The following is a 16832-nucleotide window of genomic DNA, read 5'->3' on the forward strand; positions in this document are numbered from 1 at the left end:
CTAGACTTCCATAAGCAAGCTCAATGCACTCGTCTCGAAAACAACAACCACAGAGCCCGCAGTCGTGGAAAACGCCAGACAATTCAAGACGTTCGCCGAGTTCTACCCGTATTACCTCAGCGAGCATGGCAACAGCACCTGCCGACGACTGCATTTCGTCGGCACCTCCCTGGTCATCCTGATTTTCACCCTGGCGCTGGTTGTCGGAAGCGGTTGGTGGTTGCTTGCCCTCCCGGTCGCTGGCTATGGCTTCGCCTGGGTCGGGCATTTCTTCTTTGAAAAAAATCGTCCCGCCACCTTCCAGCATCCGTTCTACAGCCTGCTCGGTGATTTCGTCATGTACCGCGACATGCTGCTGGGCAAGGTTGCGTTCTAACCTCACAAAGGATTTGTCAATGAGCGCTCACGCAGGCTTTACGCATATGCAGGACGGCACTGAGGAAGACTGGGCGCTCATCGCAGCCGACTTCAGCGCCTATGCCCGTCAGTTGCCGGGCCGGATCCTGGCCCACCTGAAGTTGCTGGACGGAGACTTCGGCGGCTTCCCGGTGGACCGCCTGACCCATTCACTGCAAACCGCCACCCGTGCGTATCGGGACGGGCGGGATGAGGAATATGTCGTCTGCGCGCTGCTCCACGATATCGGCGATACGCTGGGCTCGTACAACCACCCGGATATCGCGGCGGCGATCCTCAAGCCGTTCGTCAGCGCCGAGAACCTGTGGATGGTGGAAAAACACGGGATCTTCCAGGGTTACTACTTCTTCCATCACCTGGGCATGGACCGACACCTGCGCGAGCAATTTCGCGATCACCCGCAATACCAGGCAACCATCGATTTCTGCGCCCTTTACGACGCAGCAGCGTTCGATGCCGCCTACGACACCCTGCCGTTGGGCTTCTTCGAGCCGATGTTGCATAGGGTTTTCGCAGCGCCGAGGCAGTCGATCTATAAGGCGGCAATGCCGCAACAACCTGCCTGACAACACGACTCTGTGGCTTGCCTGATACACACCCCTATAGCCTGCTTGACACACAACCTGTGGCGAGGGAGCTTGCTCCCGCTGGGCGCGAAGCGCCCCCTCGTTTGGGCTGCTGCGCAGCCAGCGGGAGCAAGCTCCCTCGCCACGGGTTTTGTGTTTTGTCTTGGGAGAGGCGTCAGGCCGGTTCAGGGATTTTCAATGCCTTCAACTGCGCTTCCCGCGCCTGGGCATCGGCCAACCGATACAGCTCGATCGACCCGTCCCAGTGCTCGATCAGCGCCGTGCACGACTCGACCCAATCGCCACAATTGAGGTACTCCACCTCGCCCACCTGGCGGATCTCGGCATGATGGATGTGCCCGCAGACCACGCCATCGAGCTCGCGCTTGACGCATTCGTGGGCGATGGCTTCTTCGAAATCACTGATGAAGCTGACAGCCGTCTTGACCTTGTGCTTGAGGTACGCCGAGAGCGACCAGTAGCCGTAGCCATAACGAGCGCGCCAGTGGTTGAGCCAGCGATTGAGCGTGAGGGTGAATTCGTAGGCCGAGTCGCCGAGGAACGCCAGCCACCGGTGGTAACGGGTAATGACGTCGAACTGGTCGCCGTGGATCACCAGCAGGTACCGGCCATCGGCGGTCACGTGTACCGCTTCGTCTACCAGCTGGATGTTGCCCAGGATCAGCTTCGAATAGCGCCGCAGGAATTCGTCGTGATTGCCTGTGACGTAGATCACCTCGGTGCCGCGCTTGCTCATGGTCAGCAAGCGGCGGATGACGTTGGTGTGGGCTTGGGGCCAATACATCCCACCGCGCAGTTTCCAGCCGTCGATGATGTCGCCCACCAGATAGATCCTGTCGGCGTGATAGCCCTTGAGAAATTGCGACAAGTGCTCGGCTTGGCAGTCACGGGTGCCAAGGTGCACGTCGGATATCCACAGGGTGCGGACACGCTGCTTGCGGCTGGGTCTGGCGAGCTCGGCGCTGGTCATGGGCAACCCCCTCTGATCGTTTTTTCCACTGTGCGCCTGCGCGGTTAATAGCCCATGACAAACACAAGTCCGTTACATGACAGTCCGGTACATCGCGCTGGCGGTGTATGCTGGCGGCCTGACACGGGAGACCGCGATGAGCCCTATCCTCACGCTACGCCATTACAGCCACGACCTGATCGTCCACAGCCATGACCATGCCCAGTTGGTGTTCGGGTTGTCCGGTGCGCTGGACTTCGAGGTCGACGGGCTCGGCAGCCAGGTGGTGCAACAGAGTTTCGTGGTCGTGCCGGCGGGCGCCCATCATGCCTGCGGCAGCCCCAATGGCAGTCGTTGCCTGGTACTGGATGTGCCTGGCGACGACTGGATCGGGCAATGCCTGGGGGAGCATGCCGATGCCAGCCGTCGCCTGCTGGACAACAGTGCCCGCCTGCCCCTGGATGCCGGTCAGAGCCAGTTGGTCAGTTGGCTGGCGAGCAGTCCGGTGGAGGATCCGCTCATCGCGCATCAGGGCGCCGTGCTGCTGTTGGCCACGCTCAACGGTGTTCGTCAGGAGTCGGTCGGCGGGCGGCGCCTGCCTTACGCCGCGCTCAACGCGCACATCGACCAATACGCGGCCTACCCGCTGCAAGTCGCCGATCTGGCGCAGGTCGCGGGCCTCTCCAGCGCCCGCCTGCATGCGCGCTTCGTCGCCGAATGCGGACAAACGCCCATGGACTACATTCGTAGCCGGCGCTTGCACAAGGCCGTGGGAATGCTGCGCGATTCGGATTTGCCCATCGGTGAGATCGCCCAGCGCGTCGGCTACAGCTCCCAGAGCGCCTTCGCCGCTGCGGTGCTGCGCGAATTCGGCGCCTCGCCGGGCAGATTGCGGCGCCAGCGCTAGCCTGGCGCTAAAAATCGCCAGGATCGCGACAGACAGGGCTCTGTACGCAAGACCAAAATACCCCTGTGGGAGCGAGCCTGCTCGCGATGCGGTGTATCAGCTTGCAGGGATGTTGGATGTGCTGCCGTCATCGCGAGCAGGCTCGCTCCCACCGTTAGATATCAGTGTCCCAGCCTGATCGGTTTCGGCTTACCTGTAGAAAAGGACTGCAATGACTCCCCGCACTGCCCTCGGCGCCTTGCATATCGGCGCACTCATGTTCGGCCTGACCGGTGTGTTCGGCAAACTGGCTGCTGCCCCCCCTGCGATCATCGTGTTTGGCCGCGCGGTATTCGCGGTGCTGGCCCTGGCGATGTTCGCCCGGTTCGCCAGCCACACCCGCTGGCAGAAACTCCGGCCTGCGGATGCTCGGCGCTTGCTGCTGGGCGGGTTGTTGCTGGCGGGGCACTGGGTGAGTTTCTTCATTGCGGTCAAGGTCGCCGGGGTGGCGATCGCCACGCTGGGGTTCGCCAGTTTTCCGGCCTTCACGGTGCTGCTCGAAGGACTGATATTCCGCGAGCGGATTCGCACCAATGAAATCCTGCTGGTGGTGCTGGTGAGTATCGGCCTGGTGTTGGTCACGCCGGACTTCGACCTGGCCAGCGGCGCGACCACCGGCCTGCTGTGGGCGGTAACGTCGGGCTTGCTGTTTTCACTGCTGTCATTGACCAACCGCGCCGGATCCGCCCACGTACCGCCGGTGCAGGCGGCACTGTGTCAGAACGTGGTGGTCGGGTTGTGCCTGCTGCCGATGGCCGCGCCGCAATTAAGTGATGTACGGCCCATCGATTGGCTGTGGATCGCGCTGCTCGGGGTCTTCTGCACCGGCCTGGCCCACAGCCTGTTCGTCGCTAGCCTGGCGGTGATCAAGGCCCGTACGGCGGCGGTGGTCTTCGCCATGGAACCGGTCTACGGCATCGCCATGGCCTGGCTGCTGTTCGATGAGAGCCCGACACTGCGCATGCTGCTGGGGGGCGTGCTGATCATCGTCGCCATCGTGGTATCGAGCCAACTGGGCGGCGCGAAGAAACCGGATGTGGGCGCCGAAGTGGCATCTCACTGAACCCGGTCGTTATGACCCAGGTCGCGCTCCGGGTCGATCCGGTCGCGGACCCGCTGCTTGAGCACCTTGGCTTCGGGAAAACCGCCATCGGCCTTGCGCTCCCAGATCTGCTGGCCGTCGCAACTGATCTGGAATATCCCACCGGTTCCCGGCACCAGGGACACCTTGCCCAAATCGTCGCCAAAGGTGCTGAGCAGCTCCTGGGCCAACCAGGCGGCGCGCAGCAGCCATTGGCACTGGGTGCAGTAAGTGATGACGACTTCCGGTTTAGCTGCGGTCATGGCGGGAATTCCTGGGGGAAGGCCTGCCATGATACCCATCGCCAAATGCCTTGTGGAGGCGGGCTTGCTCGCGATGGCGAGGGCACATTCAACAACTTCGTAAGCTGACCCACCGCCATCGCGAGCAGGCTCGCTCCCACAGGGGATTTGCAGTGCCCCCCTTTGTGAACGCCCCAGGCTCCTGTGGAGCGGGCTTGCTCCGGGCGATCCGACGAATAGGCCAGTAGCTACGGCACAGGTCCCAGGAACTCAGCGAATCCCGGCCAGCAGTATCCGGGCGGTCTGCTTGAGCGGTTCATCGCCTTCCTGGAGCAGTTCTTCGAGCAGCGTCACGGCGGTCTTCAGGTCGCCATCATCGATGCAATTCTGTGCCTGTTCCAGTTTGGCCGCATGTTCCGGGGCTTGGGGCTCCAGCGAGAGGGGTTGGAGGGGGTCGGGCTCGAACGGCAGTGATTCCAGTTCCAGCGACTGTTCTTCATCGGCAAAACTATCGAGGAAGGCGTCATCCAATGATTCGGTTTCCAGTGGCGCCTCCCATTGCAATTCAGGCTCATCGAAGCCTGAAAGCGACAGGCCATTGGGAGCGTCCACGGGCACAGGTGGTACGACAGCGGTTTTCCCGGCAGGGGCTGGCTGGGTGTCTGCAAGGTCCCAGCTACTGTCCATGGACAGCGCATCCAGGTTCAGCTCGAATTCGTCACTGGGCGGGGCGGGAGCCGGTGCAGGGGCAGCGACGGGCTCAGGCTCGGGAAGCGGAGCCTGAAGCTCCGGTGGCGGCACTACCGGCGTGGCGATCGCCGCGACCTTGGGGTAGCGCTCGCGAACGGCTTGCAGCGTTCCGGCGTCGATGCCCTGCGCCAGCAAGTGATGCTCCTGCGCCTGGAAACCAATGACATCACCCTGCTTGCCCAGGACTTCGAGCAACTTCAGGCCCAGGTCGGTGCGTTCAGGTTCCGCCAGCAGCGCCGCACGTAGCAGCCCGGCGGCTTCGGTAAAACGCCCATAGGTCAGGTAAATCCCAACGCCCTCCAACACGTCGCCCAGTGGTGCATCACCGTTATGGAATGACGCGGCAGTCTCCGGCTGCTCTTTGTCGGGAAGCGGCGCATAGATGTCGGCTTGGTCTTCAAGCTCCGGCCCAGGACGCTCGGGCATGGGCGCCGGGTCCGCCGTCCCCTGCTGTTGCCGGCGACGAACGAACAGCAACAGCGCGAGCAACGCCAGCAGCCCTACCAGTCCTGTTATCCACAGCCAATCGATACCTTCCGGTTCGGCGACCGGCTCTACGGCCGCAGTAGTATCCGCGGTCGGTGCAGGTGCCGGTGCGGGGGTTGGTGAAGAAGTCGGTGCAGGGGTTGGTGCAGGGCTCGGTTCAGGCACCGAATCGGCGGGCTCGGGCGGCTGCGACGCAACCGGGGCTTCTGGTACTGCTTCGGCCAATCGGGCCTGCAATTCGCCGATTTGTTTGCGCTGGGCGGCGATTTCCTCGTCCTGGGCCTGGAGCCTGGCCTGCAACTGGTCGATGGTGGACTGTTGCTGCTGGCTCTGCAGCGCGCTGGCCGCCAATTGCTCGTCGGGAGCAGCCGGGGCGGGGGCCGCAGCGGCAGCATCAGCAGCCGGAAGTACTGCCGAATCTGGCAACAACAGGCGCTGGCCGATGGAGAGCCGGTCGCTGCCGGGATTCAGCGCCTGGATTCCCTGCATCAGTTCATTGACCGAGGCGTTGCTGCCTGCGTCATGCAAGCGCTTGGCGATGACCCAGGGATTGTCACCCTGGACGACGGTGTAGCGCTTGCCCAAAGTCGCCGGAGGCGGCTTGATGGCAGGCGCCTGGTCTGCCCTCATTGACGGAGAATCGCCTGCAGGTTCGTCACGAGCCGGAACAATACCGGGTGTGCCCGGCGGATCGATCAGCACGGTGAATTCGCGTAGCAGCCGACCGTTGGGTTGATTGACCTGTACCAGGAAGTTGAGGAACGGCTCCTCCACCGGTTTGCTGGACGTCACCCGAATGAAGCTGCGGTCGCCACGCAACACCGGCGTGAAACGCAGGTTGCTCAGAAAGAACACCCGCTCTACGCCGGCCCGATTGAAATCGTCAGGGCTGGCCAGGCTGGCCGAGAGATCGCCCTCGCTGAGACCGGCCACATCCACCAGGGCGATATCGGCGCGTAATGGCTGGTTCAGGGCCGAATGGAGGGTGATCTCCCCCAACCCCAGCGCAGACGCCAACGCCGAATATCCCAGGGCACCCACGACGACCAACACGCTGACCCAACGGCGCAACGTGAACTGCAGACTTCCAAGCATGGGCATCCCTTTCGATTACCAGACTGAGCGTAAACGCTTCCAATACGAACGCTTAGTACTGGTTATAGTTCGCTAATCGCCGAATCTCAAAAGTTGAATGCCGGGGATATGCCTCAGGATTTTTCCAGATTGGCCAGGATGGTTTCATGGACACGCATACACAGGCTGATGTCCGCCTCGTCGATGCCTTCGAAGACTTCCCGGCGCAGCTGCGTGGCGATGGTTTCGATCTGTTCGATCAGCGGCCGGGCCGGAGCGCACAGCACGATTTTCTTCGCTCGACGGTCCTCGGCCACGGCCTGACGCTGCACCAGGCCCTGGGTTTCCAGGCTGTCGAGGAGCCGGGCCAGGGTCGGCCCCTCGACCGCGACGCTCTGGGCCAGCTCACGCTGAGTCGGCGCCTGTTCGAAACGGGCCAGGTGCAACAGCACCAGCCAGCGCGCCTGAGACAGGCCCAGCCCGGCCAGGCGACGATCCAGCTCGGCTCGCCAGCCACGGGAAATCTGCGCCAGTTGCATGCCAAATCGGTGTTCATCGGTTAAAGACATAAAAAACTCATCGGATCTGAAATAGAGAAATACTAATTATTAGTCAGCTAAGCATGAGCTTCGGATTCAAGCAAGGTTTGTACCTTGATGAATCGTTAAAGGCGTTTAACTCATTGATCAGACTTCGAATTCCGATTGCAATGCAGCCCTGACGCAATACAGCACGCCTTCCGGAACCCGTCCCGCGAACAGCTCGGCGACCTCCGACACGGACGGCAATTCGCCTTCGCCGTCCAGGAACGCGTCCTGTACCTCGCCCATCAGCTCTTCCGGCAGATCAAGAGCCTGCTCCAGGGACAACTGCTGTTCGCCAATGGCCTCGGCCAGCATGGCGTAGACATTTTTCTCGGAGCATTGCAACTGCCCGGCAATCTGCAACGGGGTCATGCCGGCCCGCGCCAGCGTAATGAGTTCATGGCGGACGTCGGCCACTGCTTTCGGCGTCTCGGCCTCGCCACCCAGCACCTGGAGGAAGGCCTCGCCATAGCGCTCCAGCTTGCGTGCGCCCACGCCACTGACCCGAGCCATTTCCGCCAGCGACGTCGGTTGGCTGCGAAGCATTTCCAACAGGGTCGAATCCGGGAAGATGACGTAGGGTGGCACGCCATGTTCCTCGGCGAGCTTGCGGCGCAGGGCGCGCAAGGCCTCCCACTGGTCACGCTCTTCGCCGCGCACCAGTTGGCTGGCCTGGCTCTTGCTGCTCTTGACCGCCGTGGCCGGCTTGAGATCACGCCGCAGTTCCAGGGTGACTTCGCCCTTGAGCAATGGCCTGCAGCTCTCGGTCAGGCGCAGGCCGCCGTAGCCTTCCAGGTCGATGTCCGCCAACCCGCGTGCGACCAATTGGCGGAACAATGACCGCCACTCGCCCTCGGTACGGGCCTTGCCCACGCCGAAAACCGAAAGATGCTGGTGGCCGAAGTTACGGACCTTTTCGTTGTCCTTGCCCAGCAATACGTCCACCAGATGCCCGACACCGTAGCGCTGGCCGGTGCGGAAGATCGCCGACAGTGCCTGGCGGGCCGGCTCGGTGGCGTCCCAGGTCTGCACGCCGTCGACGCAGTTGTCGCAATGCCCGCATGGCTGGGGCATGTCTTCGTCGAAATAGGCCAGCAGGGTCTGGCGTCGGCAGCGGGTTTCCTCGCAGAGTGAGAGCATGGCGTCGAGCTTGTGCTGCTCCAGGCGCTTGTGGCGCTCATCGCCTTCGGAGTTCTGCAGCATCTGCTTGAGCATCACCACATCTTGCAGGCCGTAGGCCATCCAGGCGTCGGCCGGCAAGCCATCGCGACCGGCTCGCCCGGTTTCTTGATAGTACGCCTCGAGGGATTTGGGCAGGTCCAGGTGCGCGACGAAGCGTACGTTGGGCTTGTCGATGCCCATGCCGAACGCCACGGTGGCAACCATGATCAGCCCTTCCTCGTTGAGGAAGCGCTTCTGGTGGTAGGCCCGCAGCTCATTGGGCAGGCCGGCGTGGTACGGCAGTGCCGGGAAACCTTGCTCGCAAAGAAACGCCGACACTTCGTCGACCTTTTTACGCGACAGGCAATACACGATGCCGGCATCGCTGCGGCGCTCGGCCAGGAACGCCAGCAACTGCTTGCGCGGCTGCTCCTTGGGCACGATGCGGTAGAAAATGTTGGGGCGGTCGAAGCTTGAAAGGAACCGCTCGGCGTCCTGCAAGTGCAGGCGCGAGACGATTTCCTCGCGGGTTCGTTTGTCCGCGGTGGCGGTCAGGGCGATGCGGGGTACGTCGGGGAACAGTTCTGCCAGTTGCCCCAGCTGCAGGTACTCGCGCCGGAAATCGTGGCCCCATTGGGATACACAGTGAGCTTCGTCGATAGCGAACAGGGCGATTTCCAGGCTCTGCAGGAACGCCAGCATGCGCGGCTGTACCAGGCGCTCCGGTGCCAGGTACAACATCTTCACTTCGCCCCGCCTGATGCGCGCCGCCAGCTCCCGCTGTTGGTCGGCGCTCAGGGTGGAGTTCAGCGAAGCGGCCGCGACGCCCAGCTCTTCAAGGGTCGCGACCTGGTCATCCATCAGCGCGATCAGTGGGGAAACCACCACCGCCAGGCCATTGCGCAACAGCGCCGGTACCTGGTAGCACAGGGACTTGCCACCGCCGGTGGGCATGAGCACCAGGGCATCGCCACCGCTGGCCACGCGCTCAATAATGGCACCCTGACGACCACGAAAACTGTCGTAGCCGAAGATGTCCTTGAGGACGCGCTGAGCCTGTTCGAGCATAGAAACTCCAAAAATCACCGAAACATCCCTGCAAGGCTGGTTCAGAATTGCAAACGCTGCACCGGCAAATCGTAAGGGCGCGTTTCGAACCGGCGAGACGCCGCAGGGCATCGCAAAACGCGGCAGTATACCCGAGGCCTTCGTTGCAGAGGACGCCGCTGACAAGAGGCATTGAGGCCATTGAACCCGTGGCGAGGGCGCTTGCTCCCGCTGGGCGCGCAGCGGCCCTGTTTCGGGGGCGGCTTCGCCACCCGGCGGGAGCAAGCTCCCTCGCCACGGGGGATGCAGGCCCGGCCATTGGGGCAACCCAGGCGCCATGGGGAAGGCAAATATGCCATGCGGCTGGCCTGGGCGCTCAAGAAGGCCTAGAATTCCCGCATTGTTTATTCCCCAAGGTAGCCCGTAATGTCCTTCGCTGAGCAACTGACCCGCCTGCAAGTCTTCCTCGACGCCGATGAGCTGCACGAGGAAGCGCTGGACTACGTGGCCGCTCATGGCTATCTGACCGCCCTGTCGATCTGCTCCGAGCCGGTGCCGGATCGTGAATGGATCGACGCACTGTTCGCCGAGGAGCCGCATTACAGCGACGAAGCCCAGCGCATCGAAATCGAAGCCACGCTGGTGGGTCTCAAGGCACACATCGCCCGTCAGCTGGCTTCCGACGAAGAATTCGAACTGCCCTGCGAGCTGGACCTGGGCGATGACCCGGACGATTCGGAACTGCGTGGCTGGTGCATCGGTTTCATGGAAGGGGTTTTCCTGCGCGAAGCGGCCTGGTTCGAAACCGCCGAAGAGGAAGTCAGCGAAATGCTGCTGCCGATCATGGTCGGTTCCGGCCTGTTCGACGAGCAACCGGAGTTCTCCGACATCGCTGCCGACGCCAACCTGATGGACGACATGATCGTGCAGATCCCGGAAGCCCTCACCGCCCTGTACCTACTGTGCAACGCACCGGACGAGAAACCGGCGATCCTCAAGCCTCGTCACCACTGAGTGCCTGGGTGTCCGCGCCCATTGGCAATCGCCCGCTGATCCTGCGTTACGCTCTGCTGGCCATCGGCTGGTTGAGCGTGGTGCTGGGGGTCATCGGTATCTTCGTTCCCGTCCTCCCTACGACTCCCTTCCTGCTGCTGGCGGCTGCCTGTTTTGCCCGTAGCTCTCCGCGTTTCTACCAGTGGCTGGTAGACCACCCTCGCCTCGGCCCGTGGATCCGTGACTACCTCAGCGGCAATGGCATCCCGCTCAAGGGCAAGGTCTACGCCATCGGGCTGATGTGGGCGAGCATCCTGTTTTCCTGCTACCTCGTCCCCCTGCCATGGGCTCGCGGCTTCATGCTCACCAGCGCGGTGCTGGTGACGGTCTACATCCTCAGGCAGAAGACCCTGCGTAAACCGTAGGAGCCGACCACCCGTCAGCCCCCTGTTCGACCTGTCAGATCTGACAGTAGGCAGCGAACCGGTTCCACTTCATTAATCGCTCCATCCCCCCTGACGCGACCGGAGCATCCGAGCCATGCTGACTCGATCGAAAACAATCCTGGCACCGCTGGCATTTGCCGGGCTGGTACTGGGTGCTGGGGCGGCGGTCGCTGCCGTGCTGCCTGCGCCTCCCCTCCCGATCACTCCAGGTCAGATCATCGGCGAGAGTCAGCTCGAGAAGGCTCGGTGCGTGCAGGCGTCGGACCCGGCAAAGTACCAGCGCTCCCGCGCGGTCGGCAGGATTGACACCGGGCGCAGCTATGGAACTGCATGGCGGGTAGGGCCTGGAAACCTTGTGCTCACCAACCTGCACGTCGTGGGTGAAAATCCGGATCTGGCTCGGATGGTGGTGGAGTTCGATTACGAGGAACCCAGCTGCGACTCGGATGCTGTGCGGTCTGCCGTCCGGGTGCCGGTGGAGCGGCTCCTGGCCTCCGATGGGTCGGCCGATTATGCGCTATTGGCTTTGGATCAGGAGACGGTCGACAGCGGCGTACTGGACTCCTTCGGCTACCTGGGCCTGGATACCCGCCTCTCGGAGGTGGGCGACCCGGTCTACGTTGCAGGACATCCCCTGGCGGGGCCGAAACGGATTTCGCGCCTTCACGATGACGGACGTCCCTGCTCGATAACCGAGATTCGCAACAACGGTCGCACGGATTTCGCCAAATACAACTGCGACACCGACTCAGGGTCTTCTGGATCGCCAGTGATCGATGCAAGAACCCATGCGGTGATCGCGCTGAATTTTGGTTTCAGTTCGGGGTACAACGCTGGCGCGCAGATGAGCAGCATCTGGCCCGATATCGCCGGGTATTTCGGTGGGAAGTTGCCGGAGGGCAGTATCCCGGTGGACCAGCCGACCGTGCCGATGGCCAAGCCGGGCGCGGTTGGCGTACAGGTTCCGGTGCGAGTGACCCAGGTGGACGGCCAATCCCCGGTGGCAGGGACATCCGGAGAACAGCTGTATTACCAGGCCCCTACACACACCGCGATCACTGACGTGTCCTGCCAGAGCGGCAGCACCCAATGGATCGCCGAGGACGGCAAAGCCGCGTCATGCACCCTGTCAGGCGCAGCCAACTGGGGCATGACACAAGTGGCGACGCTGCGCGTGGATAACACAGCCCCCGACGGCCAGGTCATCGATGGCCGGGTACGACTCTTGTCCGAGACAGGACAGATCCGCGGAGCAAACCACCTCGCCCTGAACGTGATGTCGCGCGGGCCAGGCGAGGTTCAGTCACTCAGCGCGCAGGCGGGGAATCTTCAGGCCGCCCCTGTGGACAGCCGGTTTTCGAAACCATTGACCGCACGGGCGAAAGACCCGCTTGACGCGGCTGTGGTGGGCGCGGATGTCACTTTCGCAGTCACTGATGATGGTGGGACCGGGACACGGTTCGAAGGGGATGACCAGACGCCAACCGTGCGAACGAACACCGAAGGTGATGCAACGTCGCCAGCCCTGTTGACCGACGCCAGGACGGGCACGTTGCAGGTCACCGCCCTGTCCAGCGGCAAGACGGCCACGTTCCACTTGCGAGTGGTGTCACAGGAGGGCGACCCGACCGAGGATGTGGAGCATCTGTCCGTGATCGCGGGGCAAGGTCAGATCGCGCCCGAGGGGACCGAGTTTCCCCTCCCCCTCACGGCACGGACATTGAATCAGGACCGCAATCCGGTAGAAGGCGCCTGGGTCACCTACACGATCATCGATGACAGGGAAACCGGAACCCGCTTTATTGGCGACGACCAGACGCCGACAGCGACGACCAACAGTCAAGGTGACGCCGTGTCGCCGAAGCTGATCGCCGGCAACAGATTCGGTTTCGTGACGGTCACCGCGACCTCCAACGGCAAGTCGGTGACGTTCATCATCGTTGTGGGCACGATTTGAGCGCGGGTGCCAACATCCGAAATCACCGTTGGCCGTCCTCATATCCCTGTGGGAGCCAAACTTGCTCCCACAGGGATCTGGCAGGTGCAGTACGAAAAACCCGCCATTGCCGCCCAACAAATGACGGGGTCTGTCATTTCAGCTCACCTTAGACCGTATCCACCTTCAACGAATGATCATTCAACATCCCATTGATAATGGTGGCCGTATCCGCACCGGCAATCATCCCGCCTGCGCCCGGCGTGACGCCGTAGTGGCTGGCGAGGTTGACGCCGGCCAGGTCAATGGTCTGGTTCGGTGTGGCGCCTGCGGTGGCGCTGACATCGATACTGGTCATCACCGATGCGCCGCTGCCGGTGACGGTGAAGTGCAGGTAGTCGTCCAGTGACGCCGTGCTGCCATTTTCGCCCTGCAACAGTTGCGACAAGTCCAGCTTGTCGACGCCTGGGGTAAAGTCGGTGATCACGTCATGGCCGCTATTGCCCGCGTGCCATTGGAAGGTATCGGCGCCGCTGCCGCCGGTCAGGGTATTGTTGCCCAGCCCACCGATCAGCAGGTCATCGCCGCCACCACCATTGAGCAGATCATGACCCAGCCCGCCGTCGATGCGGTTATTGCCACCGTCGCCGGTGAGGATGTCGTTGAAGTTCGAGCCGACCAAGTTCTCGATACCACTCAAGGTGTCGATGCCGGCGCCCAGAGTGTTTTGCGCCGCCAGCAGCCCCAGGTTCACCGTGACCGCCGCCGTGGCGTGGGCGTAGCTGGCGGTGTCGGTGCCTGTACCGCCGTCCAGCAGGTCATTGCCTGCGCCGCTGTAAAGCAAGTCGTTGCCGGCTCCGCCGTGCAGGGTGTTGTTGCCCGAGCCGGCACTGAGGATGTCGTTGCCGTCACCTGCGTTGAGCACGTTGTCACCCGTGCCGGCAAGCAGCACATCGTCCCCACCGGTGCCCGTCAGGGTGTGTCCGGCCTGATAACTGATGCCCACCGCCGCGCTGTCGCTGCCGCCATGGTTGTCGCTGGCGGCGTAGGTGCCGTGGTAGTCAGGCGTGATGTCCTGGGCCCCGGCGTAGTTGACGGTCATGGTCAGTTGATAGTTTTCCGCGGCGTTGGAATTTCCGTTGCCGGGATTGGCGATGTTGGTGACGTGGATCTGGTAGTTGCCATCCGCCGCCGCGGTAAACGAGGCACCGTCGGCAATAGCGATGAAAGGCCCGCCGTTGAGGGAATATTCCAGGGTGACATGGCCGGCCGCCAGGTTGTGATCCAGGGTCAGGGTTTCGCCTTGCTTGAGGCTGATGTTGAGTCGGTCCTCATCATTGGCATTGTTATTGGACACTGCCCCCAGCGCGCCACTGACCACCAGCACCGCCGTCATGGTCGCGGTGTTGGCGACAAAGGCGCTGCGGCTGAGGTTTATCGACTGCACTTGGTTACCCGTGAAACTCACTGTACCGGTGGTGCCGGTGAAGTCCGCGCCTCTGGCGACCCAGCCGGTATTGAAACCGGTGGGCGACGCGGTGAGCGGATCGCCGTTGGCGTCGCTGTCGTTGCCCAGCAGCAGCTCACCGGGGACGACGATATTGCCCGACAGCACGTTGGTGATGATGTTGTCATCGACGGCCACTGGCGGGCTGTTGGGGACAACCTTGATCACCAGGTTCGAGCTTGCCAGGTCGCCGTCGTTGTCGCTGACGGTATAGCCGATGGTCTCGGTAATCAGCGTACTGGTGGCGGTCTGGGAGGTGTAGTTGAACGCGCCGGTATCGAGGTTGACCACCAGCGTGCCGTCATGGGCGGTGGCGATGCTCAGCGTGTTGCCGACCGTATTGAAGGTCCCGTGATTGGCACCGCCACTGACGGTCAGCCCACCTTGGCCGCCATTGGCAGTCGGGTTGTAGCTGTAGGTGGTGCCATCGACCACCAGGCTTTTCACAAACCCGCTGTCGGCGCCGAACGAACCGCCCTCGCCCAGCAGGTTACCGGTGACCGGCGCGCCTTGCACGGTACCGGAGAGCACCGAGTTGAGCTGGTTCAGGTCGGTGACCACCACTGCGTTGGTGTTGGTGTGGCTGCTGCCGTCGTAGGCCAGTGGATCGAGATTGACGTTTCTGGCGCCGCTGCCCAGGCCGACGGCGTAATTCTTGATGCCGTTGGCATCGAGAAAGGCTTTCCACGCGACCTCGTCCGCCGAGCCGATCTCGCCCAAGGTCGGCTTGCCGTCGGAGAAGAAATAACCAATGTTCTGCGCGCCGGTCAGTTGTCCGGGGGTTGCGAACGCAGTCTTGGCCATCGCCACGGCCGCATCGTAATTGGTGTCACCGTGCGCGTTCAGCGCGGCGATCAGCGTCTTGGCCGTTGCCACGTCCACCCATACGGCACTCTGGTCGGTGGCGCTGCCGCTGAAGGTCACCAGCTGGACTCTGACGTCGCCCATGTCGTCGTATTTGTCGAGCAAGGCGCTGATCGCCTGCTTGGCCAGATCCATACGCGAGAGCCCCGGCACGCCGGAATCGTCTTTCATGCTGCCGGAGACGTCGAGCACGATCAGCAAGTTCGAATCAATCTCCACCGCCGTCACCGAACGTTCGGACGCGACGGCCTTGGGCACGTCGTCGACAATGCTGACCATCAGGCTGCCGGTGACGCTGTTGCCCAGCGAGTCTGTGGCCTTGTAGGTGAAGCTTTCGTTCAGCACATTCGGACCGTCGTTGGCGCCGGGCGTCGTCGTGGCAGGTGAAGTCAGGGTGTAGGTGTAGGAGCCGTCAGGATTGAGTAGCAGTTGACCGTAGGCGCCCGTGGCATTGCCCACCAGGGTGAAGGTTACGGCGCCCGTGGCGCCGGTCACTGAACCGACCAGGCTGCCGGTCGCGGTTTCGCTGGCGGCGCTCGGGTCGCTGCCGATGACCGTGCCGGGGGCCAGATCCTGGCCGTCCAGGTTCAGGTCGAGGGCTTTCTCGTAGACCGTGATGTCCTGGTCGGTGTGCGCGACCAGGCAACTGTTGTGCACGTCGATGGTGATGGTGGTGGTGCTCTCGTCGCCATCGGCATCGCGCACGGTGTAGGTGAACACGTCGGTGGCGCCCGGTGCGCCAACGCTGTTCGGATTGCTGTGGTAGACCCCGTTGCCGTTGGCGTCCAGGGTCAGGTAGCCGTAGGCGCCGTTGATCTGGGTGTTGAGGCCGCCAGTGGCCGGGGACGACGTGTCATTGCCGGCACGGATGCCGATGACCTCACCACCGTCGGCGCCGAGCACGTCATTGACCAACACGTTGCCATTGACCGTGCCGCCTTCCACTACTGACGCGAAGTCGGCATGGGCGGTGGGAACGTCGTCGACGATGTTGATGACAATGGTGCTGGTGACGGTATTGCCCAGGGAGTCCGTGGCCTGGTAGGTGAAGCTTTCGCTCAAGACGTTCGGGCCATCGTTGACGTGGGGCGTCGTGGTGGTGGGTGAAGTCAACGTGTAGGTGTAGGAACCGTCGGTGTGAAGCAGTAGCTGGCCGTAGGCACCGGTGGCACTGCCCACCAGGGCAAACGTCACGGCACCGATGGCACCGGACACCGAGCTGGCAAGGTTACCGCTGGCGGTTTCGCTGGTGGCGCTCGGGTCGCTGCCGGTGACCGTGCCGGGCGCCAGGTCCTGGCCGTCCTGGTTCAGGTCGAGGGCTTTTTCGTAGACGCTGATTTCCTGGTCGGTGTGCGCGACCAGGCAACTGCTGTGCACGTCGATGGTGATGGTCGTGGTGCTTTCATCGCCATCGGCATCGCGCACAGTGTAGGTGAACACGTCGGTGGCACCCGGTGCGCTGACGGTGTTCGGATGGCTGTGGTAGACGGCGTTGCCGTTGGCGTCCAGGGTCAGGTAGCCATAAGTGCCGTTGATCTGGGTGTTGAGGCCGCCAATAACCGGAGACGAGGTATCGTCGCCGGCCCGAACACCGATCACCGCACCGCTCAAGGCCGGGCCGTCGGCGCCACCCACATCGTTGTCCAACACGTTGCCGCTGACCGTCCCGCCCTCATCCACCGAGGCTGAATCGGCATGAGCGGCAGGCAGGTCGTCGACGATGTTCACGTCCAAAGTGCCGTTGGCGGTGGTGCCGTTATCG

General features: G+C 62.8%; 13 protein-coding genes. 7 read left to right on the plus strand and 6 right to left on the minus strand.

Features of this window, described 5'->3' with window-relative positions:
• Positions 1-64 precede the first annotated feature (64 nt).
• A complete protein-coding gene (locus ACLEJQ_RS13840; protein WP_440795809.1) occupies positions 65-376 on the plus strand; it encodes an Mpo1-like protein in 312 nt (103 codons plus the stop codon).
• A gap of 19 nt (positions 377-395) precedes the next feature.
• A complete protein-coding gene (locus ACLEJQ_RS13845) occupies positions 396-983 on the plus strand; it encodes an HD domain-containing protein (RefSeq protein ID WP_440795811.1) in 588 nt (195 codons plus the stop codon).
• Between the two features lie 175 nt (positions 984-1158).
• On the opposite strand, the gene ACLEJQ_RS13850 is transcribed toward ACLEJQ_RS13845, so the two are convergent.
• Positions 1159-1974 carry a UDP-2,3-diacylglucosamine diphosphatase gene (locus tag ACLEJQ_RS13850; RefSeq protein WP_440795813.1) on the minus strand — a complete coding sequence of 272 codons (816 nt, stop codon included), beginning with the start codon at positions 1972-1974 and terminating at the stop codon, positions 1159-1161.
• Between the two features lie 136 nt (positions 1975-2110).
• Here ACLEJQ_RS13850 and ACLEJQ_RS13855 point away from each other — a divergent pair, with 136 nt between their 5' ends.
• Both ACLEJQ_RS13855 and ACLEJQ_RS13860 read left to right on the plus strand, forming a co-directional pair.
• Positions 2111-2860 carry an AraC family transcriptional regulator gene (locus tag ACLEJQ_RS13855; protein ID WP_440795815.1) on the plus strand — a complete coding sequence of 250 codons (750 nt, stop codon included), beginning with the start codon at positions 2111-2113 and terminating at the stop codon, positions 2858-2860.
• Between the two features lie 211 nt (positions 2861-3071).
• Positions 3072-3962, plus strand: a complete 891-nt coding sequence (locus ACLEJQ_RS13860) for a DMT family transporter (RefSeq protein ID WP_440795817.1) — start codon at positions 3072-3074, stop codon at positions 3960-3962.
• On the opposite strand, the gene ACLEJQ_RS13865 is transcribed toward ACLEJQ_RS13860, so the two are convergent.
• The 4 genes from ACLEJQ_RS13865 to recQ all read right to left on the minus strand — a co-directional run bounded on the left by ACLEJQ_RS13865 (position 3956) and on the right by recQ (position 9345).
• Positions 3956-4243 (minus strand): SelT/SelW/SelH family protein, encoded by a 288-nt coding sequence (locus ACLEJQ_RS13865; protein WP_440795819.1) that lies wholly within the window; start codon positions 4241-4243, stop codon positions 3956-3958. The genes ACLEJQ_RS13860 and ACLEJQ_RS13865 overlap by 7 nt on opposite strands.
• 249 nt (positions 4244-4492) lie before the next feature.
• Positions 4493-6553 carry a FimV/HubP family polar landmark protein gene (locus tag ACLEJQ_RS13870; protein WP_440795821.1) on the minus strand — a complete coding sequence of 687 codons (2061 nt, stop codon included), beginning with the start codon at positions 6551-6553 and terminating at the stop codon, positions 4493-4495.
• Positions 6554-6666: 113 nt separating this feature from the next.
• On the minus strand, positions 6667-7101 hold the full coding sequence (locus ACLEJQ_RS13875; RefSeq protein ID WP_440795823.1) for a MarR family transcriptional regulator: 435 nt from the start codon (positions 7099-7101) through the stop codon (positions 6667-6669).
• Positions 7102-7218: 117 nt separating this feature from the next.
• Positions 7219-9345, minus strand: coding sequence for a DNA helicase RecQ (gene recQ, locus ACLEJQ_RS13880; RefSeq protein ID WP_440795825.1), 2127 nt, complete (start codon positions 9343-9345; stop codon positions 7219-7221).
• 405 nt (positions 9346-9750) lie between these two features.
• Between recQ and ACLEJQ_RS13885 the strand changes: the two genes are divergently transcribed.
• The 3 genes from ACLEJQ_RS13885 (at position 9751) to ACLEJQ_RS13895 (ending at position 12720) form a co-directional block, all read left to right on the plus strand.
• The gene (locus ACLEJQ_RS13885; RefSeq protein WP_440795827.1) at positions 9751-10338 is read left to right on the plus strand and encodes a UPF0149 family protein; all 588 of its coding nucleotides are present in this window, start codon (positions 9751-9753) and stop codon (positions 10336-10338) included.
• 8 nt (positions 10339-10346) lie between these two features.
• Positions 10347-10742 carry a YbaN family protein gene (locus ACLEJQ_RS13890; RefSeq protein WP_440795829.1) on the plus strand — a complete coding sequence of 132 codons (396 nt, stop codon included), beginning with the start codon at positions 10347-10349 and terminating at the stop codon, positions 10740-10742.
• A gap of 115 nt (positions 10743-10857) precedes the next feature.
• Positions 10858-12720: a trypsin-like peptidase domain-containing protein gene (locus ACLEJQ_RS13895; RefSeq protein ID WP_440795831.1), complete on the plus strand. Its 1863-nt coding sequence runs from the start codon at positions 10858-10860 to the stop codon at positions 12718-12720.
• Between the two features lie 148 nt (positions 12721-12868).
• Here ACLEJQ_RS13895 and ACLEJQ_RS13900 read toward each other — a convergent pair.
• Positions 12869-16832: beta strand repeat-containing protein (locus ACLEJQ_RS13900; protein ID WP_440795833.1), on the minus strand; the 3964-nt coding region annotated here is incomplete at its 5' end.

Origin of the sequence: Pseudomonas sp. SMV71, from assembly GCF_052042015.1 — a bacterium.
Lineage (GTDB): Bacteria > Pseudomonadota > Gammaproteobacteria > Pseudomonadales > Pseudomonadaceae > Aquipseudomonas.